The organism is Bacillus sp. BF2-3, from assembly GCF_008368795.1.
Taxonomy (GTDB): Bacteria; Bacillota; Bacilli; order Bacillales; family Bacillaceae_G; genus Bacillus_A; species Bacillus_A cereus.
The window spans coordinates 106,210-133,182 of sequence record NZ_QOSA01000010.1; the positions used below are offsets into that span (position 1 = coordinate 106,210).

Genomic DNA, 26,973 nt, shown 5'->3' on the forward strand with positions numbered 1-26,973 from the left:
AAATGATACACCAGAAAGAATAACGTGACAAGTTGAAAACGAGCCTAAATATATAAAACAAAAAAGAATCTGTATTTGCATACAGACCCCCCTTAAGTAAAATATTGTATTTCTGCATTAGGAAAAAATTCATTTATATAACCTCTTATCGTTTCTTCCAATACTGCTGCATCATCCTTTTTATATACATATTTTCCGATGCCATATCGTCCCCATTTATACTTCCGCTTCTCTTCATCCATTTCAAGCTTCGTATTTGGATAACGCTCTTGAATAACCTTTTTCGCTGGTTTCGTAAAACGATGCTGAATTAATTCAAACGTTAAATTTGGTATCGTCACATCTTTCAGCGCATTGTACAGTCGCTCAAATAGTTCACGATATCCTTCTTCCCATCCTTCATGCATATAAAGTGGCGCGACTATAAAACCAAGTGGATAACCTGCACCTGCTACTTTACGTGCCGCCTCAATTCGCTCCTCAAATGGCGATGTCCCTGGTTCAAAATTTTTAATTACATATCGTGAATTTATACTAAACCTGAAACGAGTTTTCCCATTATGCTTTGCATCTAATAAATGATCAACGTGCGAATATTTCGTGACGAAACGTAAGCGCCCATATTCACTTTCTCCAATGAATTCAATCGCCCGCTTTAATGCATGTGTTAAATGATCAATCCCAACAATGTCTGATGTACACGCTGCTTCAAATCTTGTTATTTCAGGTGCCCTTTCATCCATATATTGCTTTGCCTTCTCAAATATTTCATCAAGATTGACATACACACGAACGTAAGGCTTACTCCCAAGTGTTGTTTGCAAATAGCAATAATGACAATGTCCCATACACCCTGTTGCGAGCGGAATTGCATATTCAGCTGACGGTTTTGACGTATCAAACTTTAGCGTCTTCCTTACTCCAACGACAAGTGTAGCCTTTGCATTACGATACTTTTGCAAATCATTTTCTCCTGGCAAATTTCTAATTTGATTATGTGATGTCGTTTCACGAATTTCTAATCCCATCTTCGTAAACTTCTCATAAAGCTCTTTTCCAAGCGGATATTCAAGTGCCTTTGGTTCAAAGTAAACGAGTTTTGGCATAAATGGTTTCATGTGCTTCCCTCCCTCTCGTTAGTATGGGAAACGTTGAAAAATTAACACGCATTAAAGTTTTCCACTTCAGTAACTTGCGTTGCAAGTTACCGAATGTTATAATTTGGATAACAGCTACCTTGCAACGCAAGTTACCTGAGTAAAAGGTGGTGAAATCATGCACAGCCAAATGTTAAAAGGTGTACTAGAAGGTTGCATCCTATACATCATTTCACAAGAAGAAGTGTACGGATATGAACTGAGCACAAAATTAAATAAACACGGATTTACATTCGTAAGCGAAGGAAGCATATATCCGTTATTGTTACGTATGCAAAAAGAAAAATTGATTGAAGGAACATTAAAAGCCTCCTCACTCGGTCCAAAACGAAAATATTATCACGTAACCGATAAAGGATTAGAGCAGCTTGAAGAATTTAAACAAAGCTGGGGAATGGTTTCAACTACGGTAAATAACTTATTACAGGGGGAGTGATAGGGATGAATGCACAAGACATGATTGAATTGAATAATAAAAAACGTGAGCTTCTAACACCTGAAAATGAAGTTGCTTATAGCGATATGTTAGTTTATCTTCGTTTATCTAACGTGCCAGAGCAACAAATGGAAGAACTGTTACTAGAAATATTAGATCACCTCATCGAAGCACAAGCAGAAAATAAAAACGCTTATGACATCTTTGGAGATAATTTACAATCTTATTGCGATGAACTTATATCAGCTTTACCAACTCAAACAAAGTTAGAAAAAGCCTCTTTAATTGGATTTTCTATTAGCTTACTTCTTGCTATACAGTTTGGCATAAATGCAATTATTTCATTTTTTATGTTTTTCTTTGAAAAAAACAATACATTATCAAGTCCGCCTTTTAGCATCCTTGGAACTACTTTGTCTGTTTCAATAATTATACTAGGTATACTATTTATTTTATATTTATTAAAGCGTTACTCCTTTAATCAGAAAATAAATTGGAAAAGAAGAATTCTATTTGGATTCGCATTTGCTACTCCATTTTGTTCCGCTGTATTCTTAAATATTTATTTCCAAAAGCAACCTTATCTCATTTATCATCTAAACTTTTGGCAAAATGCTTTAATTGCTATCTTATTTTTTATTTTATATAAATTACTATATAAAAAATCAAATTTTTAACAGCCCTTCAAAAGGCTGTTTTTTCTTCTGTCTAATTTTACAAATTGAAAAATTTCATAAAGAAAATAAGAAAAATGCAAAATAATTAAAGTTAATTGTTGACGTGATGCTTTTATTATCGGTATCATAAATCTTCGTGAGCAATTATTTTTCGTTATACGATTTTTTTATTATTACTGAATTTTTGAGAGGAGAAATTAGATGTCAGTTAAGAAGAAAACGCAAGTACGCACCGGCAAAATGGTACGTGAACTAATGTTAGCAGACGAAGATGTAAATGCTTCGCTAATTATGGTATATAGTGAAAACGGTGTAAACGCAGAAATTAAAATCGAGGGCTTAACGCCGAAATGTAACGAAGAATTATTTTTGAGCGGAAACGTGGATTGGAACAAGAGTGTTATTTATAAAATTGTTGATTTCACTGGAAACGCTGAAGTTGGTAAAGTTACATTAACAGCGATGAACAAAAACAATGTTTCTCTAGAAATTGAACGCGTTATGTGGAGTAAAGAAAATAAAGAAGCTGCCGAGCAAGAAGAAACACAGGTAGAAGCAGCACCGAAAAAGGAAGTAGTTGTAGAAGCTCCAAAAGCAATTACGCCTGCTCCTAAGCCTGTTACGCGTGTGGAAACACCTGCTATGGCACCTAAGCCTACTCCGGTACCGACACCGAAGCCAGTAAGCGTAGAAGCAGCTGTAGAACTAGTTACTCCAGCGCCTGTGAAAAAAGCGGTCCCTACTCCAGTTACAAAGCAAGAGACAGCACCGGTTGCTCCTGCAAAACCGAAGCAACCTGCTTTGACTGAAACAAATTCAAAACTACAAGAAAATTATGTTAAACTCGTGAAAAAGACAATTGAAGTTTGTCAAGATTACGAGCTTGGCATCGACATAGATGATTCTATTGAAAGCTTAAAAGAAGAACTACAAAGCCAAGGTATTAGCGTTACATTTGACAAAGAAATTATGGACGTTGTAAATCGCCTTCGTTCTTTACAAGATAAAGGAATCAAAGTAGAAAAAGTACTTAATTTACTATAAAAAAATAAGAGGTGGCAATTGCCATCTCTTATTTTTTATAATTCCACTCATTACTTTCATACTTTTCTTTCGCTAACGTTTGAACTTCATGTAACTGTTCTTCTGTTAATTCATATGGAACAAGTTCTACATCCAATCCTTTTTCAAAGCCAACTTCAAACGCTTTAATTAACTGTTCTATCGTAAATGTACGGTCTGTTAATTCATTAATTGCTACTGCTTTAGAAGAGAACATACTCTTCATACGTTCCTTCACACGTTCATTTGGGAATAAAAATAGATCATATAGTTCATCTAAATCAATTTCTAATGGAATCGATCCATGCTGTAAAATAACACCTTTTTGACGTGTTTGAGCACTACCAGCAATTTTTCGTCCTTCCACTACAATTTCATACCAAGATGGTGCATCAAAACATACGCCGGAACGTGGATTTTTTAAATTTTCACGATCTGCTTCTGTTTTTGGAACTGCATAATATGCTTCTAACCCTAATGCCTTAAAACCATCTAATAAACCTTGCGAAATAACACGATACGCTTCTGTAACTGTTTTCGGCATATTCGGATGATCTTCAGACACAATAACACTATACGTTAACTCTTTGTCATGTAGTACACCCCTGCCGCCTGTTTGACGACGAACGAATCCATATTTCTTTTCGTTAACTACATCCATATTAATATCTTTTTCAACACGTTGAAAATACCCAACTGTTAATGTTGGTACCTCCCATTCATAAAAACGAATTGTTGGTGGCATTTTCTTTTCACTTTGCCAATTTAATAAACATTCATCTAACGCCATATTAAATGCCGGTGAACATTGACCAGAGTTAATATAACACCATTTTTCTTTTCCCATCCTGCACCTCATATAACCAATTATTTTTCACATTCTCTAGTCTACCAAATTCGACAAAATTTGTGAAAGAATACGAAATTTCTTCTTATATGCAAATGAATCTGTTGCATAAATACATAAGGGCATTATAATATTGAAAGTAGGATAAGAAAAAAGGGAGCGATAGAATCGTGTCAACAACTTGGATTATTTTATTAGCCGTAATCGTAGCATTTATCGGCTACACTGTATGGATGTACTTCTATCAGAAAAAATTAATTAAAACTCTTACAGAAGAAGAATTTCGCGCTGGCTACCGTAAAGCACAGCTTATCGATATTCGTGAAGCAGACGAATATAACGCAGGGCATATTTTAGGTGCACGTAACATTCCGTTATCACAAATTCGCCTTCGCCATAAAGAACTTCGTCAAGATCAACCTGTTTACTTATATTGCCAAAGCGGATTCCGTACAGGTCGTGCAGCGCAATACTTAAAAAAACAAGGCTACAAAGATTTCTACCAATTACAAGGCGGATTTAAATCTTGGACAGGCAAAATTAAAAAGAAATAATAACATACAAAAAACTAGCTGAATAAATCAGCTAGTTTTTTCATTTCATCTTATTCGCAATGTATAATAAATTCTGCTTGATTACCTTTTCATCGTTCTCTTCTACATTCCGATACAGCAGTTGATATTCAATTCCTTTCTCTTTCCATATAAGCGTAGCAAATTCGTCACCACGTTCATAATCATCTTTATTTTTAAAATAAGCAGACGTTCCATTATTCAGTTTCATTTGTTCTTGAAATCGCTTCTCTTCCACAAGATCCGGAAAACTATAAGGAAAGTTCGCGACATTTAACTCAATATACTCATTTCTACCTGGTTCTTTCTGTTTATATTTAATCGTTAAGACAGTGTTCTTTTTCCCAAGCGTTCTTACTTCCCCCTTCACATCACTTGTAATATCGTACGGTAAAAACGTTGGAACTTTAAACTTCACCGGAAAATATTTTGGAAGTTCCTTTAGCGGAATAGGATCCGTAACACGATCCATAGCTCCTCCCGTTGTTCCCACAAAGTGTTTTTCTTCTTGCATCGTTTGCTGAAACGAACACGAACTAAGCACGAAACTAGAAAACACGAAACAAATGATTCTTTTTTTCAATTTGTTTCCGCCCTTTCATATCGCTCTCTTAACGAACGAAGCGTTGATATTCTCTTCATATTCGCTTTGTCACCAAACTCCACCTTTGAAAACTTTCCACGTTATTCTCACACATTTTGACAACACTTTTTGCAAACAAAAAAGACCCCTATCATTCTTACGCCCAAGTGAAAAGGTTACGCGAATAAAAAGAAGTCTTATTAATACCATAGTTTGTGAAAAGCTTTTCAGGTCAAGATTTTTTCTTTCTTATTATTTTCCCTTTATAATAAGGGAAAGAGGTGATACATATGGCCAATATAAAACAAATTGCTAAAACTGCTGGTGTATCGATATCAACTGTTTCTCGTGTCCTGAATAATCACCCTTACGTAAAAGAAGAAAAGCGTAAGCGTGTTCTAGATGCTGTTGAAGAATTAAACTACGCAAAAAATATAAATGCTGTCCATTTAATAAGAGGGAAAACATATACAATTGGCGTTATGCTTCCTTTCATTAACCTCCCCTACTTCAGTACGATTATTGAAGGAATCGGAAACGAAGCGTTATTAGCTGGGTATCATATTAATTTATGTCAAACGAATTACGATAGCATTGAAGAAATTCGTGTTCTTGAAATGATGAAAATGAAACAATTCGATGGGATGATTATTTGCTCCCGAACGAGCTCTTGGGAACAAATCGAACCTTTTGCAAAATTTGCCCCTATTATTTCATGTGAAAAAATGAAGCATCCCCTCATTTCATCCATCTACGTAGATCATTATGAAGGTTTCCGTCTTGGTACTGCCTATTTACTAAGTAGAGGCCATGAAAAAATCGGAATTTGTTTAGCAAGAAAAACAAGTGTAAATTCCATGGAGCGCGAAAAAGCGTTCGCCGATACACTTCGTAACGAAGGGAAAACGTTGCATCCTGAATGGATTTTCCACCAATGCTATACAATGCAGGACGGAGCACAAATACTCCATCGTATTTTAAATATGAAAAATCGTCCAACTGCTATTTTCACAGCGAACGATCAAGTTGCAGCTGGTTTATTAACAGAGGCTCGAAAACATGGTATTCGAGTACCTGAAGACCTTGCTATCCTTGGATTTGATAATCATGAAATTTCAAAGGCATTAGAAATTTCCACAATTGAACATCCCGGTCTCGCAATGGGCTCACATGCTTTTTCTTTATTCCATAAGCAGATCCAAAGCGAGCAAATTGTCGGCAGTGCAAAAGAACTTTCATTCCATTTAATTGAGCGAGAGACTGTCTAAAAAGAGCGTTACTTATAACGCTCTTTCTCAGCTCTTCACCTATTGACTTTATATTTCCCATCTCATATAATGAACCTAACGAACGGTAGGTAGGGGATGAAAATGACAGCAAACCGCATTAAAGCTGTAGCACTTTCTCATTTCGCACGCTACGGCTATGAAGGAACTTCATTGGCAAATATTGCTCAAGAAGTTGGGATTAAAAAACCATCGATTTACGCACACTTTAAAGGAAAAGAAGAGCTATATTTCATATGCTTAGAATCTGCTCTTCAAAAAGATTTGCAGAGCTTCACAGGCGATATCGAAAGCTTTTCCAATTCGTCCACTGAAGAATTGCTTTTTAAATTATTAAAAGGGTATGCAAAACGATTTGGTGAAAGTGAAGAATCAATGTTTTGGTTACGAACTTCTTATTTTCCGCCTGATGCATTTCGCGAACAAATTATTAATAAAGCAAATGTACACATTGAAAACGTCGGAAAACTTTTATTCCCTGTATTTAAAAGAGCAAGCGAACAAGATGAGCTGCATAACATTGAAGTAAAAGACGCCTTAGAGGCTTTTCTATGCTTACTCGACGGTCTTATGGTTGAACTATTATACGCAGGTTTAAATCGTTTTGAGACACGTTTAGACGCTTCTTGGAAAGTATTTTGGCGCGGACTTTCAAACTGACGGATTGCTCCTTTGCAATGCGTCGTTTTTAAGCCCTTTACCTAACGACTGGTAGGAAGGAGAAATGACATATGGCATGGATTTATGTAATCATCGCTGGTATTATTGAAATATTTTGGGTGATTGGACTAAAAAAAGCAGAGGCACCACTTGAATGGGCTGGTGTTGCTCTATTAATTACAATTAGTTTCGTCTTATTATTTAGAGCTTATAAAGATTTACCTGTCGGCACTGTATACGCAGTCTTTACAGGAATCGGAGCTGGTGGAATCGTTCTTACAGAGATTTTCATCTTCGGAGAACCTTTCTCTATCGTAAAAGTTTTATTAATCGGTTTAATCTTCTTCGGAGTAATTGGTTTAAAACGAGTAACAGAAGAAAAAGAAGCGAAGGAGGCCGCATAAAATGGCTTGGGTATTTTTAATTCTAGCTGGTATTTGTGAAATTATTGGTGTACTCTTTATGAAAGTAGCCACTGAAAAGAAAGGCTGGGCACCAAAAGTTATTTTAATCGCTAACTTCGGCGTAAGCTTCTTCTTCTTATCTCTTGCGATGAACACATTACCGATGGGAACTGCTTACGCAATTTGGACTGGAATCGGAACTGCTGGAAGTGCACTTCTAGGCATTCTCATTTTCCGAGAATCAGCGGATTGGCGTCGTCTTGCTTTCTTAAGCTGTATTCTATGCGGCGCTGTTGGCTTAAAACTATTAAGCTAACGTGAGGTGAATGTCATGTGGAAAGAAAAAGGAAAGAAAATATTAGCATGGATCACACTTGGTATCGTCATTCTATTACAAATAAGTTTTCATATAATAGAATCATTGTTTCATAAAGTATTATCCATTCTCACATTCCTTCCTAACATGACACTTGAAATTATATCAATTGTTTGGTCCATTATCGCCTCCATTGCAATCGTCATTATATGGAGTATCGCCAAACTATGGAATAAGTTATTAAAAAAAGACAGTACTTCTGAAAAAGAGTAACTGTCCTTTTTTATATTCATTCAGACTTTCTGTAGAAGTTAGATGTGATAAGACAAAACAGACCAACTATGGCAATACTTATACCAACCCTTTTATGTAAACTTGGAAATAACGGTGGTATATCCGAGTAAACATTTGCTAATATGAGACCGATTGAAAATAAAAATATTCCTATTCTATATAACCATTTTCTTTTGTTCATCATTCTCCCCTCCTAACATTTTTCATACACTCCTTTCTTTTGGACATACTACCTAAAAAAGGAGTGGATAATATGCAAAATTCTATACATAAGCAAATTCTATTTTTATTTTTCCTCTTTCTTATTCTCGTTATCGTTTTCAGCTTTATATTACATACTCCAAAAGATGTACCAAATAGCGTTTCTTTTTATAAACTACTGCTCTCGTATTGTCGTTATTGAAGAAGGTGCCTTTTTTAAGGCACCTTTTAAAATTCTCTTTTTTCATATATTTTTACTGAAACAAAGGTAGATGCTATGAACATGCACATGGAACTAATGAATAACAAGCTGTTGTATAGTTGAATTTGTTCTAAGTTAATTTGAAACAAAGCTTCTAAAACAACTATCGGTGCCATGAATATTACTATCATAATGAAAATGGTTTTCTTATACCCTAGCCAAAAGGATATTGGTAAAACAAAACTTAAATACAATAAAATAAAGCTAATACTAGCAACCATTGTCGTTTCAATAAATTCAAATAAGTTAACCCCACTCTTCATTCCCATCGTGAAACAACCGACCGTTACACTTATAAAAAGAATAATAATTGCTACTATATATTTCGCATACACAATTTGTTTTCTCAATATTGGTAAACTATTTACTATAACTTCACTCTCATTTTTACTATCTGCTTCAAATGTTTTTACTGTTGCCCCAATTGTAATAATTACTGACATAATTATGAACAGATTTTCCGTATCTGTTAAGGCCATATAAAAGAAAACAGGATACAGTATGTACCAAATTAAAAATTTCCATTGAATGATGAAATCTTTTAAAATTAGTTGCTTGATCATGTATTACCCCTCCTAATATGAAAATGCCCCTTCTATAACTCTGCCTCCTGAAACATTTTCATTGAGAGAAACATTGATATGACTATACTTACTAACACTCCAATACCAAGAACACCCATTGCTAGTGTAGCCTCTTGAGAGTGGAGTACTTTTAGCATAATTGTTTTATCACCAAAAATATTGCACATAAGACCAATCATACCCATTAAAGGAAAAAGCATACTCAAATTTAAGACAGTAATAACTTTATATCCCCCAATGTAATTAGTCGGTATCGTTACTGCACAATAAATCAAAGTTGCTACTATTGCTGAAAATATTGCATACCCAGGCATAACTATATCTCTGTTCAATAAAATATTTCCTAATATTACGACTATAAAAGTTACACTCAAACCAGCCATAATAAATAATGAACTTGCAATATATTTAGCTATAACTATCTCTGTTCTCGTTATAGGCAAACTCACTAACACTTTTTCTGCTTTACTTTTCTCGTCATAATAAAAAGAAATATATATAATCGTACTACATGTTATAAATACTCCTATTGCAATCCCCATTGGTTCGACGGAATCCTTAAAAATAGATAAAATGGGTATTAAAAAATAGAAAGGAAACATCTTCTGCTGTAAGAAAAACTCCTTCAAAATCAATTGTTGCATATAAATTCTCCTCTCTATAAATCACGCGTTTCATAAATTTTAATTGTAAGAAACATAGAAACGATATAGACACTAGCTAATATCATTCCTCCAACTATAAATACACCAATATGTACTGGATTCATAATCCACTCACTGAATGAAGATGTTGTTTCATACAGCCCATCACTAATAAATATCCAAAGAATTACACCCACTCCTATTGATGCTGCTGATCCTATACTTCTTACTACCTTCGATTTTGTACCATAATAACTAGGGAAAAACGTGACAACAAAAAATGTGGCATAAACAGCTCCATTTATGACTTCATACCATGGAATTTCAATGTATAGATTAGGATGATATACACCGATATCACTAATAACCACAATACCCCTTATAAGAAAAACAACTAACATCGTAGAGAGAATGGCACCAACAATGAATATTGCACAGGAAATATATCTAGCAATTATGATATCCTTTCGACTTACCGGTAAACTATTTATAACAATGTCACTTTTATTTCTTTCATCCATAACGGTTAACGTCATAACCGATGAAAAGGTTATAAATAGACAACTCATTGGAAATAACAATTCACCACTTGCATCTAACATAAAGAACAAAAGGGGCATAACAAGATTCACTAACCAAATTACCCGAAAAAAGAACAAATCTTTATATACGAGCTGACGCATAGGCACCTCTCCCTTTCGCAGTGTAAACGATAATGTCATCTAATGTAGGCTTTTCTAGTACAACCTCATTTCCAAACCAATCGATAATTGTTTGTTTATCCTTTGCTAAACCTTCAAAACCAAATTTATTTTTTCGTAATCCAACAAATAGTTCTTTTCCTTCTCGGTCTAATAAATCATTACTTCCTTTTACGATTACGTAGTTCTCCATTAAGTCTTCTTTTTCACCAGTAAATATAATTTCTCCATCGTTGATAAACGTAATATAATCTGCAATGCGCTCTAAATCTGTTGTAATGTGCGTTGAGAATAATACGGATACTTCATCTTCCATTACAATTTCTTGCAACATATCAAGTAATTCACTTCGAACAACTGGATCTAACCCTGCTGTCGGTTCGTCCATAATAATAAACTCTGCGTGGTGCGAAAGTGCGATGGCAATCGCAAACTTCATTTTCATCCCTTTAGATAGCTCTTTAATTTTTTTATACTTTGGAACTTGCAATCTATGCATATACGATTGATACTGCTCTTCGTCCCACTTTTTATATAACGGTGCAATAATACGCTTCATTTGTTCACACGTTAAATCTTCGTAATAATGATTTTCATCATATACAAAACCAATATTTTGTTTTATGTCCTTTTCGGCTTTCTTATTGTCTTTGCCAAAAATTTTTATATCGCCGCTATCTTTTCTAATTAAATTCATAATCATTTTGATCGTTGTACTTTTCCCAGCACCATTTGGTCCGACAAACCCCATAATATATCCTCGTGGTAATGCAAAACTTATATTTTTCACTGCAAAATCTTGATAACTTTTACAAACATTTTTTAGCTCTAACATCTCTTATTCCCCCTTATATAAACACGCAATCATCTGCTGCAATTCTTCAAGTGAAAGCTGCAGCACTTTACTTTCTTTTACGATTTCTTCAGCTTTACTTTCCAATAGGCGAAGCCTTTGTTCTTTTAATAGTTCATTATTTTTACGTGAAACATAAGTCCCCTTCCCAGCAACAGTTTCTATATATCCTTCTTTTTCAAGCTCCTCGTATGCACGCTTCGTTGTAATGACACTAATTTGTAATTCCTTCGCTAAGCTACGAATAGACGGTAATTGATCTCCACCCTTTAAAACACCATTTAAAATAAGCTGGCTTAATTGTTTTCTTATTTGCACATAAATAGGGTCTTGGGAAGAATTCGAAATAATAATATTCATGTTTTCCTCCAGTGTGTGTATATACTGTGTATACCTTATATATACAGTATATACACACCATCCTATTTTTGGCAAGAAAAAAAGACCAACATTTTCCTGTTGGTCTTTCGTATATGTATCACTTTTCAAAGCGATCTAACATCTCGTCTCTCATTCCGAAACTTACTACTGCAATTCCTATATACATAAACAGAAGGAATGCCGGATGAACCGTGTTGTACCAGCTGCTGTCAACAATTAAGTAAATCGTTAATGCCACAACAAGAACAAACGCTAAGATAAACATATAAAAGTGTCTTGTACTACCCATGATAAACTCCTCTCTTCTCACTTCACCATTCAACAGTTTATTTTATCGAATAATTCGATATGACTCAAGGTTAACTTTCTGTTATGTAATCAAGTTCCACCTTTACAATGTCCTCACATGCTATTGAAATGATTGTTCCTTGTTTATCAATCGCCGTCACTTCTCTATTATCCATTACACGATTTGCTACTCTTTCTAACACTTTCCCTTGGTCTCGATAGCAAAATTCTTTTACATCTTTAATTGTTTCTCCATTTTCTAAATGGTATACCATTCTATAACATCGATATCCCACACTTTCACCCCCGTCTTGTTCGTTTTTTCACATATACATAAAAATGAGTAATCTTTGCCTCATCACATCTTCTTAATTTCAATAAAATTCTAACAAAAATAAATACTTTTATCAAACCGACTTTTTCAACAAAACTACCTATAAAACTACACCTTTACACCATTAGGAAACAAAAAATAAATTTTTTAACATTTTCTTCACTATTTCTGCATAAAGTGAAACTTTAATCAGTGGGGATTTTTGTTCATCCCCACTGATTATTAGTTGAACCAATCGGGCATTTACGGACAGTTTATCTCCCACCTGGCTTCTTTGCACCAGCTAAGTTTTGAGTTGGAAGTTTACTGTCCGTTAATGCGGGACAAATTATCCATACAAAAAAAGAACCCGCCTCAGCGAGTTCTTCTTTTGTTATTCTAATCAAACTTGTACAGGAGCTGGCTTTGCATAACGTAAAACTGGTTTACGTGCAGCCATCGTTTCGTCTAAACGTTTAATGACTGTCGTATGCGGTGCTTCTTGTACAACTTCTGGATTTTCTTCTACTTCTTTAGCGATTTGAATCATCTTATCAATGAAACCATCTAATGTTTCTTTTGATTCTGTTTCTGTCGGCTCAATCATAATACATTCTTCCACATTTAATGGGAAGTAAATTGTTGGTGGATGGTAACCAAAATCAAGCAGACGTTTTGCAATATCTAATGTACGTACACCAAGTTTCTTTTGACGACGACCTGATAATACAAATTCATGCTTACAATGTCTATCGAATGGAAGATCATAGAATGGCGCTAATCTTCTCATCATATAGTTCGCATTTAATACAGCATACTCCGTTACTGCACGCAAACCATCTGGACCCATAGAGCGAATATACGTGTATGCACGAACGTTAATTCCGAAGTTACCATAGAATGGTTTCACACGACCAATTGCTTCTGGGCGGTCGTAGTTGAAGTGATAACCACTTTCCGTTTTCTCTAAAATCGGTTTTGGTAAGTACGGAATTAAATCAGCTTTCACACCTACTGGACCAGAACCTGGGCCACCACCGCCGTGAGGACCTGTAAATGTTTTATGAAGGTTTAAATGCACAACGTCAAATCCCATATCTCCTGGGCGTGCTTGGCTTAATACCGCATTTAAGTTTGCACCATCATAGTATAATTTACCGCCTGCATTATGGACGATTTCTGCCATTTCTAAAATATTTTCTTCGAATAGACCTAATGTATTAGGATTTGTTAACATAAGTGCTGCTGTTTCTTCGTTTACAACACGTTTTAAGTCTTCTAAGTCAACAAGGCCATTTTCATTTGATTTTACTGTAATTGTTTCAAAACCAGCTACAGTTGCAGATGCTGGGTTCGTTCCGTGAGCAGAGTCAGGTACAATTACTTTCGTACGGTTAAAGTCACCATTCGCTTCATGGTATGCACGAATTAACATTAAACCTGTCCATTCTCCGTGTGCACCAGCTGCTGGTTGTAAAGTAACAGTATCCATACCTGTAATTTCAATTAAATGCTCTTGTAAGTCGTACATTAATTCCATTGCACCTTGTACTGTCTTTTCATCTTGCAGTGGATGAATATTTGCAAATCCTGCGAAACGAGCTACACTCTCATTAATTTTCGGATTATATTTCATCGTACAAGATCCAAGTGGATAGAATCCAGAATCAACACCGTGGTTACGGTTTGAAAGTGCTGTATAGTGGCGCATAATATCAAGTTCAGATACTTCTGGTAGCTCTGCATCTTCTACTCGAATATAATCGCTCTCAAACACATCTTCTAGTTTCACTTCTTCTACATCTAATTTGGGTAAGCTATATCCTATGCGTCCTTCTTTACTCACTTCAAAGATAAGTGCTTGGTCTTGGTTCTTCATTGGATAGCCCCCATTTCGTTTACAAGTGTGTCAATTTCCTCTTTTGTACGAAGCTCAGTTACTGCTACAAGCATATGGTTTTCATGCTCTTTATAATCACGGCCTAGATCGTAACCACCGATAATATTCTTTTGTAATAATGCATCGTTTACTTCTTTCACTGGACGTTTGCAATCTACAACAAACTCATTGAAGAATGGTCCAGCAAATGTTACTGTGAAGCCTTTCGCTTCAAATTGACGTTTTGCATACTGTGCTTTAGAAATGTTTTGACGTGCCATTTCTTTCACACCCTGTTTGCCAAGTGCCGTCATTGCAACAGAAGCTGCTAATGCATTTAACGCTTGGTTTGAACAAATGTTAGATGTCGCTTTATCACGACGAATATGCTGTTCACGTGCTTGTAACGTTAATACAAATCCACGTTTACCATCTGAATCTACAGTTTGTCCAACAAGACGTCCTGGAATTTTACGCATAAATGCTTTCGTTGTTGCAAAGTAACCACAGTGCGGTCCACCAAACTGCGTTGGAATACCGAATGGTTGTGCATCACCGATTACAATATCAGCACCAAATTTCCCTGGTGGTGTTAATGCGCCTAATGATAATGGATTTGAAGAAACGATAAATAATGATTTTTGTTGATGAACGATTTTTTCAATATCAGCTAATTTTTCAACTTGTCCGAAGAAGTTTGGATATTGAACGATTACACAAGCAACTGTATCATCTACTTCACTTTGTAATACATCTAAATCTGTTACACCATCTTTATGATTAATTTCAACAACTTCAAGATTTTGACCTTTTGCATACGTTTCAAGTACTGCTCTTGATTCTGGATGAACCGCGCTAGATACAAGAATTTTCTTTTTGCGAGTATGGCCAGCTGCTAACATTGCCGCTTCAGCTAAAGCTGTACCCCCGTCATACATAGAAGAGTTTGCTACATCCATTCCTGTTAATTCACAAATCATTGTTTGGAATTCAAAGATTGCTTGTAATTCCCCTTGTGAAATTTCCGGTTGGTATGGTGTATAAGCTGTATAAAATTCTGAGCGAGAAATAACATGATCTACAATTACTGGAGCATAATGATCGTATACGCCTGCTCCTAAGAAAGAAGCGTATTCTTTTAAGTTAGCATTTTTACTAGCCATTTGAGATAGCTCTTTTAAAAGCTCTGGCTCTGATTTTGCTTCTTTAATTTTTAAATCCCCTTTAAAACGAACACTCTCTGGAATATCAGAGAATAATTCATCGATCGTTTGAACGCCGATCGTTTGTAACATTTCTTTTTTGTCTTCTTCTGTCATTGGAAGATAACGATGCAACATGAAATCTACCCCTCTCCCCGTTACTTTGAACGTTTGTAAAATGGTGTTGGAACAACTACTGCTTTGACGCGTTTATTACGAATTTCAATTTCTACTTCTGTATCAACTGCTGCGTATTTTACATCAATTAGTGCTAAACCAATGCTTTTCTTTAACGTTGGAGATTGTGTACCACTTGTTACTTCCCCAATTTTTTCTTCACCAATAAATACAGGGTAATGCGTACGAGGAATTCCACGTTCGATTACTTCGATGCCGACTAATTTACGAGGCGCACCGTTTTCTTTTTGCTCTTTTAACGTTGCTTTTCCAAAGAAGTCTGCTTCTTTATTTGTTTTTACCGCAAAGCCAATTCCAGCCTCAATCGGTGTAATATCTTTTGATAATTCTTGTCCATAAAGTGGTAATGTTGCTTCGAATCGAAGTGTATCACGAGCACCTAAACCACATGCTTTTAAGCCCTCTTCTGCTCCAACTTCAAGAAGTTTCTCCCAAAGTTTTGCAGCATCTTCACTCTTACAGTAAATTTCGAATCCATCTTCACCTGTGTAACCTGTACGAGATACAAGTGCTGGAATTCCATCTACAAGAATATCGTTTTTAAATTTAAAGAACTTAATTTCTTTCAAATCTTCTGACACAACTTTTTGTAAAATGCCTTCTGCTTTTGGTCCTTGAATTGCAAGCTGTGCAACTTCACTAGAAACATTGACTACTGTCGCATCGCCAATTACATGACTTGCTAACCATTCGTAATCTTTCTCGATATTTGATGCATTGATTACTAATAAATAGTCTTCTTCACCACGTTTGTAGATTAATAAATCATCTACTGTACCACCATTTTCGTAGCACATAGCTGTATATTGTGCGCCCCCTACCTTTAAGGTAGATACGTCATTTGTAACAACACGTTGTAAAAATGCTAAACTATCTACACCTTTTACTTCAACTTCTCCCATATGAGACACATCGAACAAACCTGCAGCTGTACGTACAGCTTCGTGTTCTTCTTTAATGCTTGAAAATTGAACTGGTAATTCCCAACCACCGAAGTCGATTGTTTTCCCACCATACTTCGCGTATACATCAAATAACGGTGTACGTTGTAATGTAATCATGCTCTCTCCCCCTTATGCTTTGACAAATCAATAAAAGTTGCTTCCCTTTTCTAAACATTTTCATTCTGAAAAGATAGGATATACGGAATCTCATTATATTTTTTTATGAAAGCGTAAATAAAAAATCACTTTCTTGGATAAAATACGAAAGATTCCACACATTTCACACCATTATCCTAACATCATTCGCTATATTTCATCAATATTCTAGCATAAAAAATAATTTAGAATTTTTTATGTTAAAACACAATAAATACAGCTTTTGAGATTTAATACTTTATTATCGTCTATCATATAGCCTTTAATAACGATAATTATGCCTTCTTTTAAGGCAAATCATCATACATTAAAAAATAATTACTTTAGTTTATAAAAGGTGGGAGAGTCGTAATGAATGTCGATATTTCCGTAGATCGGACGTGGCAAAACAATTTTTTAAATAGAATTGATGAAGATGGTCCTTGGACAAACTGGGATTTATATCACTTAGCTTATGAAACAGAAAAATCGTTACTTGTTCCTACTTTTGATGGACTACAAGCACCGAAACATTTATCCCATTTCACACCGCTTCCGCATCAATTAGAAGTCGCTCAAAATGTAATTGAACAAATGAATGGTAAAGCGATTCTAGCAGATGAAGTAGGTCTTGGAAAAACAATCGAAGCTGGACTTATTTTGAAAGAATACATGGTCCGCGGGCTTGTGAAAAAGGTACTTATACTTGTCCCAGCTTCTCTCGTATCACAATGGGCATACGAGCTGAATACAAAGTTTTTCATTCCCGCTGTAGCACAAAAGAAAAGCTACTCGTGGGAACAAGCTGACGTAATCGTATCATCAATTGATACTGCGAAACGTTCACCACATCGCGATATCGTGTTGAACTTAGAATATGACCTTATTATTATCGATGAAGCACATAAACTGAAAAATAATAAAACAAAAAACTATGAATTTGCACAACGATTAAAAAAGAAGTTTTGTTTATTACTAACCGCTACTCCTGTTCAAAATAAGATTGATGAAATTTTTAACCTTGTTTCTTTATTAAAACCAGGACATTTAGGCAATCAATCCAACTTTGAAGAATATTACGCTTCCAAAAATCGTTCAGCCGAATCAGATGAAGATTTAAAAGCTCTCATTAATAAAGTAATGGTGCGAAATAGACGACATAATACCGGTATCGATTGGCCGAAGAGACATGTACGTACAATTTTTGTTGAGTTTAATGATCAAGAACAAGCTCTATATAATGATATCGAAAATTGGCGAGGACAAGACGCCTTCACATCTGCTTTCTCATCGTTAACGTTAAAACGGGAAGCGTGTAGTAGTCGTGAGGCTGTTTACTATTCATTGAAAAAGCATGTAGAAAAAAGACAGAAAGAAAATGAACATTATATAAAAGATCCACATATCGATGTGCTAATGGACAAAATTAATCATATTCCTTTCAACTCGAAAGCAACTAAAGCTCTAGAGCTTATAAAAGAAATTGACGATAAAGTCGTCATTTTCACGGAATACCGAGCATCACAGATGTACTTACAATGGTTTTTACAACAACACGGTATTTCTTCTGTCCCATTCCGCGGCGGATTTAAACGCGGGAAGAAAGATTGGATGAAGGAACTTTTCCAAAATCGTGCCCAAGTGTTAATTGCAACGGAAGCTGGCGGAGAAGGCATTAACTTACAGTTTTGTAGCCATATGATCAATTATGATTTGCCATGGAATCCAATGCGTCTTGAGCAAAGAATCGGACGTATTCACCGTCTCGGTCAAAAGAATGATGTTCATATTTATAACTTAGCTACAAAGCATACTGTTGAAGAACATATTCTGAAACTGTTATATGAAAAAATCAACTTATTCGAGCGTGTTATCGGTGAACTCGATGAAATTTTAACGAGAATTAATATGAAAAACATCGACGCGCACATTCAAGAAATTTTCGCGCAATCAAAAAGCGAAGGTGAAATTAGAATTAAGATGGAAAACTTAACATCTATTATCGACTTTGCGAAACGAAATGAAGCTGAGGTGCAAGGCTATGCAGCAACATGAAATTCATAATTACTTATACAATTTCTTTGAGGCGAATAACTGTGAAATTTTAGAACGTTCTCCTCATTTATTAGATGTACAGTTAACAATTGAGATGGATAAATTATTAATGAATCGCCCTTTTTATTGGCACTATCTTGAGAAAACAGGAGGCGTACCGAATCCGATGCGCCTTACTCTTATTACAAATCCAGAAAATGAAGAAAATGATGGTGAGCTTATTCACTACGGTTCACCACGTCTACATCAAATTTTCCAAACGACAAAAGAATTAGGCTCTTACATACGTTTATATGAGGATGTAAGACATAATGGGGCAACACATACACCGCTCCACCCTTGGCTCGGTATTAATATAAAAGTTTCCTATCAATGTGATCGAAAAAAAGACATCCTTCACTCGATTGGCATTCATCTCATTTCTGGAACAATGATGGCAAACTTTCATGAAACATTAACAAACATTAAACTTACACCAAAAATACCTGATTTTTGTTTTACGCTCTCGCCCATCATTAAACCTCAAAGTGGTTTACAACGTATAGAAGACGCTTTAAAAAATATAATTGCAGAAGATGACCATACGTGGGCAAAAGAAGCAAGAGTGCGTTGGAATCATGATTTAGACCTTTTAAACCGTTTTTATGAAGAAAGTGACGAACTTCCTGAGAGCTATGAAATTGAAAAACAAGCTCTGCAAGAACAGTATGAACCACGTATTACAGTGCAAATTATTAACGGTGGACTCTTTTATGTTACCGCGAATCATTTTCTATCAAAATAAAGCTCCTTCTGCTTTAGAAGGAGCTTTATTTCGAGTTACTCTCTATCCTCATTACGCTCTTGTTGTTTTTGCTTTGCCATGCGTTTTTGATACGCACGATCCTTCGCGCTCACATGATTTGCATCAGTTGGAAGATTTTCTTTCGAACGTCCAATTCCATTGCTCATCTTTCCCACTCCTTTTTTACGTTTTTCAGAATACATGTTTATTTTCAGCTAGAGTTACAATCCTTATACAAAAAAATAAGAGCAGCCATTGGCCACTCTTACTCGCTCACATATTTTTGAAACATATCATGGATGCCTTTATTTACTAGGTTCGAGATCTGCTCGTCAGATTTATTCGGATAACGATCACGCAATCTGATAGATGCCTTCACCATTAAATTTTCTAATACAGAACGGCCACCTTCTCCATAAATAATTTCAGCATATTTAACAAGCCTTCCATCCTCTACTGTTGCTGGATTATGATTGAAGAAAAATTTACTCATTGTCTCCACCTCTCTCTTTTGATAACGTTTACATTTATATAGATTATTTATGTTATTTATTTCACAATATTGTATGCATGTATATTTAATTAGTTTCATTATAAAGCAACATATCGATAGTAAATATGTGATTTTCCGTCCATTTTGTGAACAAATTAAAAATGAAAGCGTTTCCTTTATTATATACTAAAAAAACTTACTACGCTAGGGGCAATTTTTTTCAATCTACTACCCCCCTCGAAAATTGATATATTTTTTCTTTTCCCATTAAACCTTATACAATTTTCAGAAATTATATTATAAAATATATGTATGACTTAAGGAGGCTTTGTATGAATCAAAATAAAAAAGCTATATTAGATCTTGTCTTTTATCTCGTAATCCCATTCCTCATTTGGAAATTTGCAAAACCTTATATCGATCCTTATTACGCGATGTTACTTTCCTCTGTTCCGGGGATTATTTATACACTGTATACCTTTAAAAAAGAAAAACAGTTTAACGTAACAGGGTTCTTTATTTTAATTACACTCATTTCTAATACAACGGTAGATCTATTATCTGGATCAGCTGAACGAATGTTATGGAACGATGCGTATTATCACATCGTACTCGGCATTATTGTTATATGTACAATTTTTATAAAAAAACCACTTATGTTATATTTCGCAGCAGATATTGCCGCACTTCAAGGTCATGACCGTGATAAAAGTCGTGAGCTTTATCGTGATAGTCGTATATATCCAGCACTGCAATATTTAACGTTATTTTTCGGGCTACAATTTATATTAAAAAGCTTTTTAAAAATTTATTTCATCTCTGTTTTTGGTGTAGATGGCTACGGTGAAATGAGAGCGATTATGACCGCTGTCGGATGGGGCATTTCTATTTGTATCGGAATAGGATTTGTATGGGTGAACAATAAAATACATGCCGTTACGGAAGAACAAGAATCCGTGCGGTAAACAAAGATGCCCTAGTGTATTACGACACTAGGGCATCTTTATTTTGCTAGACATATGACTAAAATTTAACTTGATTTTTTTCTTTTACTTTTTACATTTCGATAAAACAAAGCAGCACTCAGCGGCATAACACCAAACCACTTATTCATAAATGGCTCTTTTTCAGCACGGCGTTGTTCTTTCTTTTGTTTTCGATCTTCTTTTGGAGCATCCATATACGACACAAACTGCTGCGTCACAAAGCGAACATAATCATTAGTAGACATATTATCATCACCTCTACTTGATTAGTATGTCCACTTTTTTATACATTAATCTTTTCCTTTAATTCATTCATAATTTGCTTTACAGACTTATTTGTCGTATCGATATGAATATGAGCCTCTTCATAATAAGCTCGGCGTAATTCAAATTTCGTTACAAATGCATCTATATCTTTCTTTTGAAATAGTGGACGTGTCGTATCTTCACGAAGCCTTTCTGCAATTACATGCGGATCACAATATAAATACACGACAGTTCCGTTCTCTTTCATCCACTTGCGATTTTCTGCTCGTTCAATAATTCCCCCACCAGTTGTAATAATGACATTATGGACTGGTAGCGAACGTAACATTTCGCTTTCATATTCCCGAAAAGCCGTTTCGCCTTCTTCGGCAAAAATATCACGAATTGCCTTCTCTTGCTTCTCTTCGATTTTTTGATCAGTATCTACAACATCCATTTGAAGTTCTTGACTTAATGCTTTTCCAATTGTTGTTTTCCCTGCTCCCATATAGCCGGTTATGTATATAGATTTCATTTTCTGTCCTCTCAATCGTCATTTATTAATTGTTATTATAACGAAAGATGCTACTTTGTTTAATAAAAAAACGTTTTGTTCTTATACTATGAAGAACAAAACGTAACATTCGCTTTTACTTATAAGTACCTCTTCTCACCCACTGCGTTGCAATCCATTTCTCGCCTTTCGTTACAGGTGCCCCTCCGTGTAACGTAAGCTCGTTTAATGATTGATCTTGATAAAAATACTCAAAGTATACTGCCATTCCCTTTCTAGGGTGTACAGAAAGATTTAATTTTGGGAAGTACGTTTCGCCGCCTTCTTCTACATCATTTAAGTACATTACAAGCGTACTAATACGATTGTTAGCAGCTGATCTACTATGTTCCGCAAAATAATCATAGTGTGCTTTATATTGTTGATCCACTTCATAATTTAAAATGTGCAATCCTTCACCATGCGACGCAGGAACATTCATGATAGATGAAATTCGTTTTTCAATCTTTGAAGTAAATTCATTATCTTCCAAAAATGCACCGCTACTTGTTCGAATATCATTTACATCACGTGATGAACCAATTTTAGAACGCTCCATTTTATTTTTAGACATTTCAATCAATTCATCACATTCTTCATCACTTAGTACATTTGCTAATACGACAATAAGAGGTTCTTCAAATTTTGAAATAATGTGTATTTCTCTATCTTCTGTCATAATCGTATTTCCTTTATGATCAAAAATAGTTTGTTCCTTATTTTCACCTATTTGATTGTTGTTTGTCATTTCCCTATTCTCCCTAAAAATAATGATTGGATAGCATGAATATATCATATTCTTTCTACCTTTCTCTTTTTTGAGAAAATTTAAACTTTTAATCATTATATTTATCCATTTCTTCTAAAAAATCAATTTAATTTACAATAGGAAACCTTGGTTTATTTACATATATTTTATACATTATCCTTCTATCCAATCGACTATTTTCCCATCCTTTTTTCTATACCGAAAACCTACCGTATAGAAAGCTTCCTGTTTGAGTGTGCACTGCAACGTAACGAGAATTAAATCATTTTCAAAGACATAATTTCCACTCGCTTCTCCCTTTTCATACTGAAAGAAAAATGTACCTTCTTTTTCTTTTTGCTGTAAATCTTTTTTTATATCTGTAATAGATCGGTTAAGTAATTCATCCAATAAAAACTTTTGTTCTATTTCTATATAAAAATTTTTATCTGTAAACAACATATTTGTTTCGTATATAAAAAAAGAAGTTAATAAAATAAGAAAGATAATCGTTCCAGGCATTGTAAATCCATTTTGCTTTCTCATACGTTTATTCCTATTTCGCTATATCGCATAACTACACCTTCATATATTTTCCCACTAGTATCTTTCACATTTATAATGAGTACATGAGGTGTTAGTTTGTAAGAAACCGTTCCAATATTTTGTAAAACAACTTCCCTCCCGCGCCTATTTACCTTTCTTATAAGACGACTATTCTCTTTTTCATACGATACTTCACTCCCATTACGCGATCGGAATCGTAAAATACTTTCTCCATTTTCAAATGCTAGCTGTTCTCCAGATGATACTTCACGAAACTCCAATTGCATTTGCCCTAAATACACATCCCACTCCCAATCATTTAACCCTTTCGACTGTTTATTTTCCATTTCAATGAAATGTAGGCGGGGAAAGAGCAAAAAAAATATTGATAATAGAAACAGACATACAATCATTTCTATTAATGAAAAACCAAATTCTAATTTATTTTTTCTCCTACATAAAAGCATTGTTCCATCATTCTGTCTTTCACATCTCTCCACACAGTACAAACTTCATTGCCTCCCCAATATGTGTAATACACAATTCCATTTATATTCTTTTCTATTATTCGCTTGTCTTCATTTCCATACATATATATAGCTGCTTCTTTTTTTAATAATCCAGTTGCCTTATAACGAATTTGTATATTTTTTCTTTCTTGCATAACTAATACTGTTTGCGGTAGTAGTAACGATACAGCCATCATTAAAACACTTAACGATACAATCATTTCAGCCATTATGGATCCTTTTTGACATTTCACGATACGTAAATCTCCCTCTTCCAAGCTGAAATACAATTTCATATTTATAATTTCGATACGAAATTATAATCGTACCACCTCTATTAATATTTCCACTTGGATTATATGTCATCGGATTTGGAAACGTATGCAAATCAATTTGTATATCTTCTTCATACTCTCGCTTGACGATATAATACTTTGTACCTGACTCTTTTATAGCATACATATTTCTATCTTTATGCCAACGTAATGTATAGTGCTTTTGACGGTTTATCGCTAATTGCTGCATATACAAAATATCATTTGAAAACTGTCTCAAAAATTGTTCAACTTTTTGTCGCTCGTATAAGGAATGAACACTAAAATACGTAACTATACTTAATACAGAAATAGCAAATAAAACGAGTAACATTTCTAAAAAAGTAAACCCCTGTTGTTTCACAATGCCCTAATTGATACTGCGCCATCATCTGAAATATGAATAGATTCGCCATTCGGGCACTTATCAGTTGTAATATACTTTTCATCTGTCAGTTCTTTTAACGATGGAATTTTATTATGTTGTAATTGATATACTTGTATTTGCGCTTCTATAGATTTCACGTAAGCTGCACAACCTTTTCCTTGGACCGATGAGCGCTGTGTAACTACATTCGGAATAATTAATAGTAATAATATAGTTATGACAACCATTACTAATAGCATCTCTAACAGAGTAAACCCTTCCTCATTCTGCATACAAATGCCCCCTAAATAGAATTCATCATTTGAAACATCGGCATAATCATCGCTAAGTACATAAGGACAACGATTCCTCCAATACATGTAAATAAAATAGGCTGAATGATAACTAACATATGTTTAATTTTCCGTTCCATCTTTTCCATAATAAGATCGCTATAGTCACCTAATTCAATCCCTAAATTGCCGTTTGCTTGTCCATGCGTAATAACATAAGAAAGTTCTTTCTCGTAATACCCACTTTTAGCAATGATAGATTGTAACTGTTCTCCTCCAATTAATTGTCTTTCAATCCGGCTCGCTTCATATTTAAAGAACGGATGATATCTTTGCTCCATCATTATTGTTAAAGCTTCACATACTGATAGTCCACCATTTAATAAACCACTCAACTGAGTAGCAAAATAATGTGAATGCTTTAAAATAAGAAATGTTTTGATGAGGGGAATACGAAGCATAATTTTTACCTGTCTAATATGTGGAAGTTTCCTAAAATACAACATGTATAAAATACCTCCAATAATAACAGTTAAAATAGCGGTTAAAATAATGTAAGGTAGCAGTTTTATTGCACTTAAAATTTGTTCTGTAAGTAGTGGTGTATTAGAACCGAACGAACTATAAACCATTTCAACCTGAGGTAATAAAATGAGTTTAAAAATAAAGAGCATGATTAGTAGAAAAAACATCAAAAACATAGGATACTGCATTATTTTCATCATGTCTCTCCTATACTTATCTTTCTTATAAAGAAGTGCACTTCCTTGTTGCAAAGCAAAAGAAATATCACCATGTTGCTCGGCATAAAATAAATAACTTAACATGTCCTGATGAAACTTTAACTGATGAAAAGAATCGTGTAGACTTTTCCCATCTTTTAACCCCTCAATCATGCGCTGCAATTGTACTTTCTTTTCTACAGGTAATTGAAACTGTAAAAATTCTAATGCTTGTAAAAGAGAGTAGCCTTTTTCTAATAATTCTCCTAAACGTTTCAACAATACTACTTGATCACTTAAACTCCATGTTTTCTTAAACATAAACATCTTCTTCTAAAAAACCTAAAGCATATCCTTTTCGTATTGACGATTCTAAAGTCTCATGTTTGTAAGTAACACATTCTCCACCAGCTTCTTTAAGCGCTTGTTTTAACTCATATCCATATAGTAGCTCATATATGCTAGCCTGCCTTACTTGCCTCATTGATTTACATAAAGTTGAGCACTTTCCTCTGCAAAACGGACACTTCAATTCGACAAGTCGCTGTGCAGCTACAGCCAATAAAGACTGTTCAATCTCTTGCCTCGTTATACCATAATCCATGAAGCGAATGATTGCTCCTTTCGCATCATTCGTATGCAGTGTTGTCATTACTAAATGTCCTGTCAAACTTGCTCTTATAGCTATTTTTGCTGTTTCTTCATCACGGATTTCACCGACTAAAATAATATCTGGATCATGACGTAAAATAGCCTTTAATCCTGTTTCATATGTGAGACCCGCTTTTTCATTTATTTGAATTTGTAATACATCGTCACTTCTTTTTTCAACCGGATCTTCAAGTGTAATGATGCGACGTGTTTTCTTTTTTCTAATTACCTCTAATAATGCATACATTGTCGTCGTCTTTCCAGATCCAGTCGGTCCAGTAAACACAAGTAGCCCCTGTGAATAGCGTAAAAACGAGAGTAGTTTTGCTGCCGTACTTGGAAATAACGAAAGATGTGATAAGGGCTGAACAGATGCTTGTAAATGAAGGCGAATAACGAGACTTTCTTGATATACTGTTGGAAGTGTTGAAAGGCGTAAATACACTTCTTGTCCATCAATTTGCAAATACAACGAACCATTCTGTGGCTTCCGTTTCTCGCCTATGTCCATAGATGCTAAAAATTTGAAATGTGAGACAAGTTTTTCTCCAAACTCCTTTTCAATACACTGTCTCGTCATTAAATCTTTTCCTATACGTAGTTGCACCGCTACATCCTTCTGCCGGGGCACAATATGTAAATCTGACGCTTGTACCCTACACGCTTCTTTTAAAATTGCATTCGCAAAAATTTCAATCCCATTCATCACTTTTCCCTCCTCACTATGTATATAGCATGAAAACATGCGCAATAAAAATTTGGACTTTTGTATTTTCAATAGAGGAAAAAGGAAAAATATGTTTGTGAAATTATGAACAATTTCCGAA

At 34.8% G+C, this 26,973-nt stretch carries 39 protein-coding genes; 13 read left to right on the forward strand and 26 right to left on the reverse strand.

From position 1 onward, the window contains the following. Positions 1–92 precede the first annotated feature (92 nt). Positions 93–1,118: a spore photoproduct lyase gene (gene splB / locus DN401_RS09595; RefSeq protein ID WP_000802110.1), complete on the reverse strand. Its 1,026-nt coding sequence runs from the start codon at positions 1,116–1,118 to the stop codon at positions 93–95. A gap of 157 nt (positions 1,119–1,275) precedes the next feature. Here splB and DN401_RS09600 point away from each other — a divergent pair, with 157 nt between their 5' ends. From DN401_RS09600 to DN401_RS09610, 3 genes are all read left to right on the forward strand, one after another. Then, positions 1,276–1,593 carry a PadR family transcriptional regulator gene (locus tag DN401_RS09600; protein ID WP_000556083.1) on the forward strand — a complete coding sequence of 106 codons (318 nt, stop codon included), beginning with the start codon at positions 1,276–1,278 and terminating at the stop codon, positions 1,591–1,593. Positions 1,594–1,598: 5 nt separating this feature from the next. Beyond that, complete coding sequence (locus DN401_RS09605) at positions 1,599–2,270, forward strand: DUF1129 family protein (protein ID WP_000993580.1); 672 nt, start codon at positions 1,599–1,601, stop codon at positions 2,268–2,270. A gap of 201 nt (positions 2,271–2,471) precedes the next feature. Then, on the forward strand, positions 2,472–3,314 hold the full coding sequence (locus DN401_RS09610; protein ID WP_000111898.1) for a hypothetical protein: 843 nt from the start codon (positions 2,472–2,474) through the stop codon (positions 3,312–3,314). A 28-nt stretch (positions 3,315–3,342) separates the two neighbouring features. Here DN401_RS09610 and DN401_RS09615 read toward each other — a convergent pair whose 3' ends face one another. Then, positions 3,343–4,179: a lipoate--protein ligase family protein gene (locus DN401_RS09615; protein WP_000514081.1), complete on the reverse strand. Its 837-nt coding sequence runs from the start codon at positions 4,177–4,179 to the stop codon at positions 3,343–3,345. Between the two features lie 170 nt (positions 4,180–4,349). Between DN401_RS09615 and DN401_RS09620 the strand changes: the two genes are divergently transcribed. Beyond that, positions 4,350–4,733: a rhodanese-like domain-containing protein gene (locus DN401_RS09620; RefSeq protein ID WP_000108653.1), complete on the forward strand. Its 384-nt coding sequence runs from the start codon at positions 4,350–4,352 to the stop codon at positions 4,731–4,733. A gap of 40 nt (positions 4,734–4,773) precedes the next feature. Here DN401_RS09620 and DN401_RS09625 read toward each other — a convergent pair whose 3' ends face one another. Then, the gene (locus DN401_RS09625) at positions 4,774–5,310 is read right to left on the reverse strand and encodes a hypothetical protein (RefSeq protein WP_033666640.1); all 537 of its coding nucleotides are present in this window, start codon (positions 5,308–5,310) and stop codon (positions 4,774–4,776) included. A 314-nt stretch (positions 5,311–5,624) separates the two neighbouring features. On the opposite strand from DN401_RS09625, the gene DN401_RS09630 reads away from it, so the two are divergent. From DN401_RS09630 to DN401_RS09650, 5 genes are all read left to right on the forward strand, one after another. Next, positions 5,625–6,602 carry a LacI family DNA-binding transcriptional regulator gene (locus DN401_RS09630; RefSeq protein ID WP_001273985.1) on the forward strand — a complete coding sequence of 326 codons (978 nt, stop codon included), beginning with the start codon at positions 5,625–5,627 and terminating at the stop codon, positions 6,600–6,602. A gap of 96 nt (positions 6,603–6,698) precedes the next feature. Further along, complete coding sequence (locus DN401_RS09635) at positions 6,699–7,280, forward strand: TetR/AcrR family transcriptional regulator (RefSeq protein ID WP_002204711.1); 582 nt, start codon at positions 6,699–6,701, stop codon at positions 7,278–7,280. A gap of 71 nt (positions 7,281–7,351) precedes the next feature. Beyond that, positions 7,352–7,684 carry a DMT family transporter gene (locus DN401_RS09640; RefSeq protein WP_000312339.1) on the forward strand — a complete coding sequence of 111 codons (333 nt, stop codon included), beginning with the start codon at positions 7,352–7,354 and terminating at the stop codon, positions 7,682–7,684. Position 7,685: 1 nt separating this feature from the next. After that, complete coding sequence (locus DN401_RS09645) at positions 7,686–8,000, forward strand: DMT family transporter (RefSeq protein WP_000312623.1); 315 nt, start codon at positions 7,686–7,688, stop codon at positions 7,998–8,000. A gap of 15 nt (positions 8,001–8,015) precedes the next feature. Beyond that, on the forward strand, positions 8,016–8,273 hold the full coding sequence (locus DN401_RS09650; protein WP_000265370.1) for a DUF3975 family protein: 258 nt from the start codon (positions 8,016–8,018) through the stop codon (positions 8,271–8,273). Positions 8,274–8,289: 16 nt separating this feature from the next. Here the strand turns inward: DN401_RS09650 and DN401_RS09655 are convergent, their stop codons facing one another. The 11 genes from DN401_RS09655 to gcvT form a co-directional block, all read right to left on the reverse strand. Next, positions 8,290–8,478, reverse strand: a complete 189-nt coding sequence (locus tag DN401_RS09655; protein WP_002164431.1) for a hypothetical protein — start codon at positions 8,476–8,478, stop codon at positions 8,290–8,292. Between the two features lie 245 nt (positions 8,479–8,723). Continuing rightward, positions 8,724–9,317: an ABC-2 transporter permease gene (locus tag DN401_RS09660; protein ID WP_082185511.1), complete on the reverse strand. Its 594-nt coding sequence runs from the start codon at positions 9,315–9,317 to the stop codon at positions 8,724–8,726. A gap of 35 nt (positions 9,318–9,352) precedes the next feature. After that, entirely contained in the window at positions 9,353–9,985 is a 633-nt protein-coding gene (locus DN401_RS09665; protein WP_001186577.1) for an ABC-2 transporter permease, read from the reverse strand. 14 nt (positions 9,986–9,999) lie between these two features. Further along, the gene (locus DN401_RS09670) at positions 10,000–10,668 is read right to left on the reverse strand and encodes an ABC-2 transporter permease (protein WP_001249555.1); all 669 of its coding nucleotides are present in this window, start codon (positions 10,666–10,668) and stop codon (positions 10,000–10,002) included. Then, positions 10,649–11,521, reverse strand: coding sequence for an ABC transporter ATP-binding protein (locus DN401_RS09675; RefSeq protein ID WP_000891311.1), 873 nt, complete (start codon positions 11,519–11,521; stop codon positions 10,649–10,651). The genes DN401_RS09670 and DN401_RS09675 overlap by 20 nt, the downstream gene beginning before the upstream one ends. 3 nt (positions 11,522–11,524) lie before the next feature. Next, complete coding sequence (locus DN401_RS09680) at positions 11,525–11,899, reverse strand: GntR family transcriptional regulator (protein ID WP_001021364.1); 375 nt, start codon at positions 11,897–11,899, stop codon at positions 11,525–11,527. A gap of 118 nt (positions 11,900–12,017) precedes the next feature. Further along, positions 12,018–12,209, reverse strand: coding sequence for a hypothetical protein (locus DN401_RS09685; RefSeq protein WP_000535933.1), 192 nt, complete (start codon positions 12,207–12,209; stop codon positions 12,018–12,020). 70 nt (positions 12,210–12,279) lie between these two features. Continuing rightward, positions 12,280–12,483, reverse strand: a complete 204-nt coding sequence (locus tag DN401_RS09690; protein ID WP_000262496.1) for a DUF3929 family protein — start codon at positions 12,481–12,483, stop codon at positions 12,280–12,282. Between the two features lie 441 nt (positions 12,484–12,924). Next, positions 12,925–14,400 (reverse strand): aminomethyl-transferring glycine dehydrogenase subunit 2, encoded by a 1,476-nt coding sequence (gene gcvPB, locus DN401_RS09700; protein ID WP_000795703.1) that lies wholly within the window; start codon positions 14,398–14,400, stop codon positions 12,925–12,927. After that, a complete protein-coding gene (gcvPA, locus tag DN401_RS09705) occupies positions 14,397–15,740 on the reverse strand; it encodes an aminomethyl-transferring glycine dehydrogenase subunit 1 (protein WP_000903240.1) in 1,344 nt (447 codons plus the stop codon). Before gcvPA ends, gcvPB begins: the two co-directional genes overlap by 4 nt. 20 nt (positions 15,741–15,760) lie before the next feature. Continuing rightward, positions 15,761–16,861, reverse strand: coding sequence for a glycine cleavage system aminomethyltransferase GcvT (gene gcvT / locus DN401_RS09710; RefSeq protein WP_000631769.1), 1,101 nt, complete (start codon positions 16,859–16,861; stop codon positions 15,761–15,763). 390 nt (positions 16,862–17,251) lie between these two features. On the opposite strand from gcvT, the gene DN401_RS09715 reads away from it, so the two are divergent. Beyond that, positions 17,252–18,934, forward strand: a complete 1,683-nt coding sequence (locus DN401_RS09715; protein WP_001100032.1) for a DEAD/DEAH box helicase — start codon at positions 17,252–17,254, stop codon at positions 18,932–18,934. Continuing rightward, on the forward strand, positions 18,921–19,718 hold the full coding sequence (locus DN401_RS09720; protein WP_001183964.1) for a YqhG family protein: 798 nt from the start codon (positions 18,921–18,923) through the stop codon (positions 19,716–19,718). Before DN401_RS09715 ends, DN401_RS09720 begins: the two co-directional genes overlap by 14 nt. 35 nt (positions 19,719–19,753) lie before the next feature. On the opposite strand, the gene DN401_RS30125 is transcribed toward DN401_RS09720, so the two are convergent. Continuing rightward, positions 19,754–19,885 (reverse strand): hypothetical protein, encoded by a 132-nt coding sequence (locus tag DN401_RS30125; protein ID WP_000064668.1) that lies wholly within the window; start codon positions 19,883–19,885, stop codon positions 19,754–19,756. 98 nt (positions 19,886–19,983) lie between these two features. Continuing rightward, positions 19,984–20,211: a hypothetical protein gene (locus tag DN401_RS09725; RefSeq protein WP_000032702.1), complete on the reverse strand. Its 228-nt coding sequence runs from the start codon at positions 20,209–20,211 to the stop codon at positions 19,984–19,986. 73 nt (positions 20,212–20,284) lie between these two features. Between DN401_RS09725 and DN401_RS09730 the strand changes: the two genes are divergently transcribed. Both DN401_RS09730 and DN401_RS09735 read left to right on the forward strand, forming a co-directional pair. Next, entirely contained in the window at positions 20,285–20,401 is a 117-nt protein-coding gene (locus DN401_RS09730) for a hypothetical protein (RefSeq protein ID WP_001987222.1), read from the forward strand. Between the two features lie 142 nt (positions 20,402–20,543). After that, the gene (locus DN401_RS09735) at positions 20,544–21,176 is read left to right on the forward strand and encodes a VC0807 family protein (RefSeq protein ID WP_001075112.1); all 633 of its coding nucleotides are present in this window, start codon (positions 20,544–20,546) and stop codon (positions 21,174–21,176) included. Between the two features lie 65 nt (positions 21,177–21,241). On the opposite strand, the gene DN401_RS09740 is transcribed toward DN401_RS09735, so the two are convergent. The 10 genes from DN401_RS09740 to comGA form a co-directional block, all read right to left on the reverse strand. Next, a complete protein-coding gene (locus DN401_RS09740) occupies positions 21,242–21,442 on the reverse strand; it encodes a YqzE family protein (protein ID WP_000106083.1) in 201 nt (66 codons plus the stop codon). A 38-nt stretch (positions 21,443–21,480) separates the two neighbouring features. Beyond that, entirely contained in the window at positions 21,481–21,978 is a 498-nt protein-coding gene (locus DN401_RS09745) for a shikimate kinase (RefSeq protein WP_000836660.1), read from the reverse strand. A gap of 115 nt (positions 21,979–22,093) precedes the next feature. Next, positions 22,094–22,744: a 2OG-Fe(II) oxygenase gene (locus DN401_RS09750; protein ID WP_000183856.1), complete on the reverse strand. Its 651-nt coding sequence runs from the start codon at positions 22,742–22,744 to the stop codon at positions 22,094–22,096. Between the two features lie 174 nt (positions 22,745–22,918). Then, on the reverse strand, positions 22,919–23,290 hold the full coding sequence (comGG, locus tag DN401_RS09755) for a competence type IV pilus minor pilin ComGG (RefSeq protein WP_001231317.1): 372 nt from the start codon (positions 23,288–23,290) through the stop codon (positions 22,919–22,921). After that, positions 23,287–23,757, reverse strand: coding sequence for a competence type IV pilus minor pilin ComGF (gene comGF / locus DN401_RS09760; RefSeq protein ID WP_000923101.1), 471 nt, complete (start codon positions 23,755–23,757; stop codon positions 23,287–23,289). The genes comGG and comGF overlap by 4 nt, the downstream gene beginning before the upstream one ends. After that, positions 23,727–24,029 (reverse strand): hypothetical protein, encoded by a 303-nt coding sequence (locus tag DN401_RS09765; protein WP_000829469.1) that lies wholly within the window; start codon positions 24,027–24,029, stop codon positions 23,727–23,729. The genes comGF and DN401_RS09765 overlap by 31 nt, the downstream gene beginning before the upstream one ends. After that, the gene (gene comGD / locus DN401_RS09770; protein ID WP_000813141.1) at positions 24,022–24,477 is read right to left on the reverse strand and encodes a competence type IV pilus minor pilin ComGD; all 456 of its coding nucleotides are present in this window, start codon (positions 24,475–24,477) and stop codon (positions 24,022–24,024) included. Before comGD ends, DN401_RS09765 begins: the two co-directional genes overlap by 8 nt. Beyond that, positions 24,474–24,773, reverse strand: a complete 300-nt coding sequence (comGC, locus tag DN401_RS09775) for a competence type IV pilus major pilin ComGC (RefSeq protein WP_001178687.1) — start codon at positions 24,771–24,773, stop codon at positions 24,474–24,476. The genes comGD and comGC overlap by 4 nt, the downstream gene beginning before the upstream one ends. A gap of 11 nt (positions 24,774–24,784) precedes the next feature. Further along, positions 24,785–25,816: a competence type IV pilus assembly protein ComGB gene (gene comGB, locus DN401_RS09780; RefSeq protein WP_000475187.1), complete on the reverse strand. Its 1,032-nt coding sequence runs from the start codon at positions 25,814–25,816 to the stop codon at positions 24,785–24,787. Continuing rightward, positions 25,809–26,852, reverse strand: a complete 1,044-nt coding sequence (gene comGA, locus DN401_RS09785; protein ID WP_001013170.1) for a competence type IV pilus ATPase ComGA — start codon at positions 26,850–26,852, stop codon at positions 25,809–25,811. Before comGA ends, comGB begins: the two co-directional genes overlap by 8 nt. Positions 26,853–26,973: the final 121 nt, after the last annotated feature.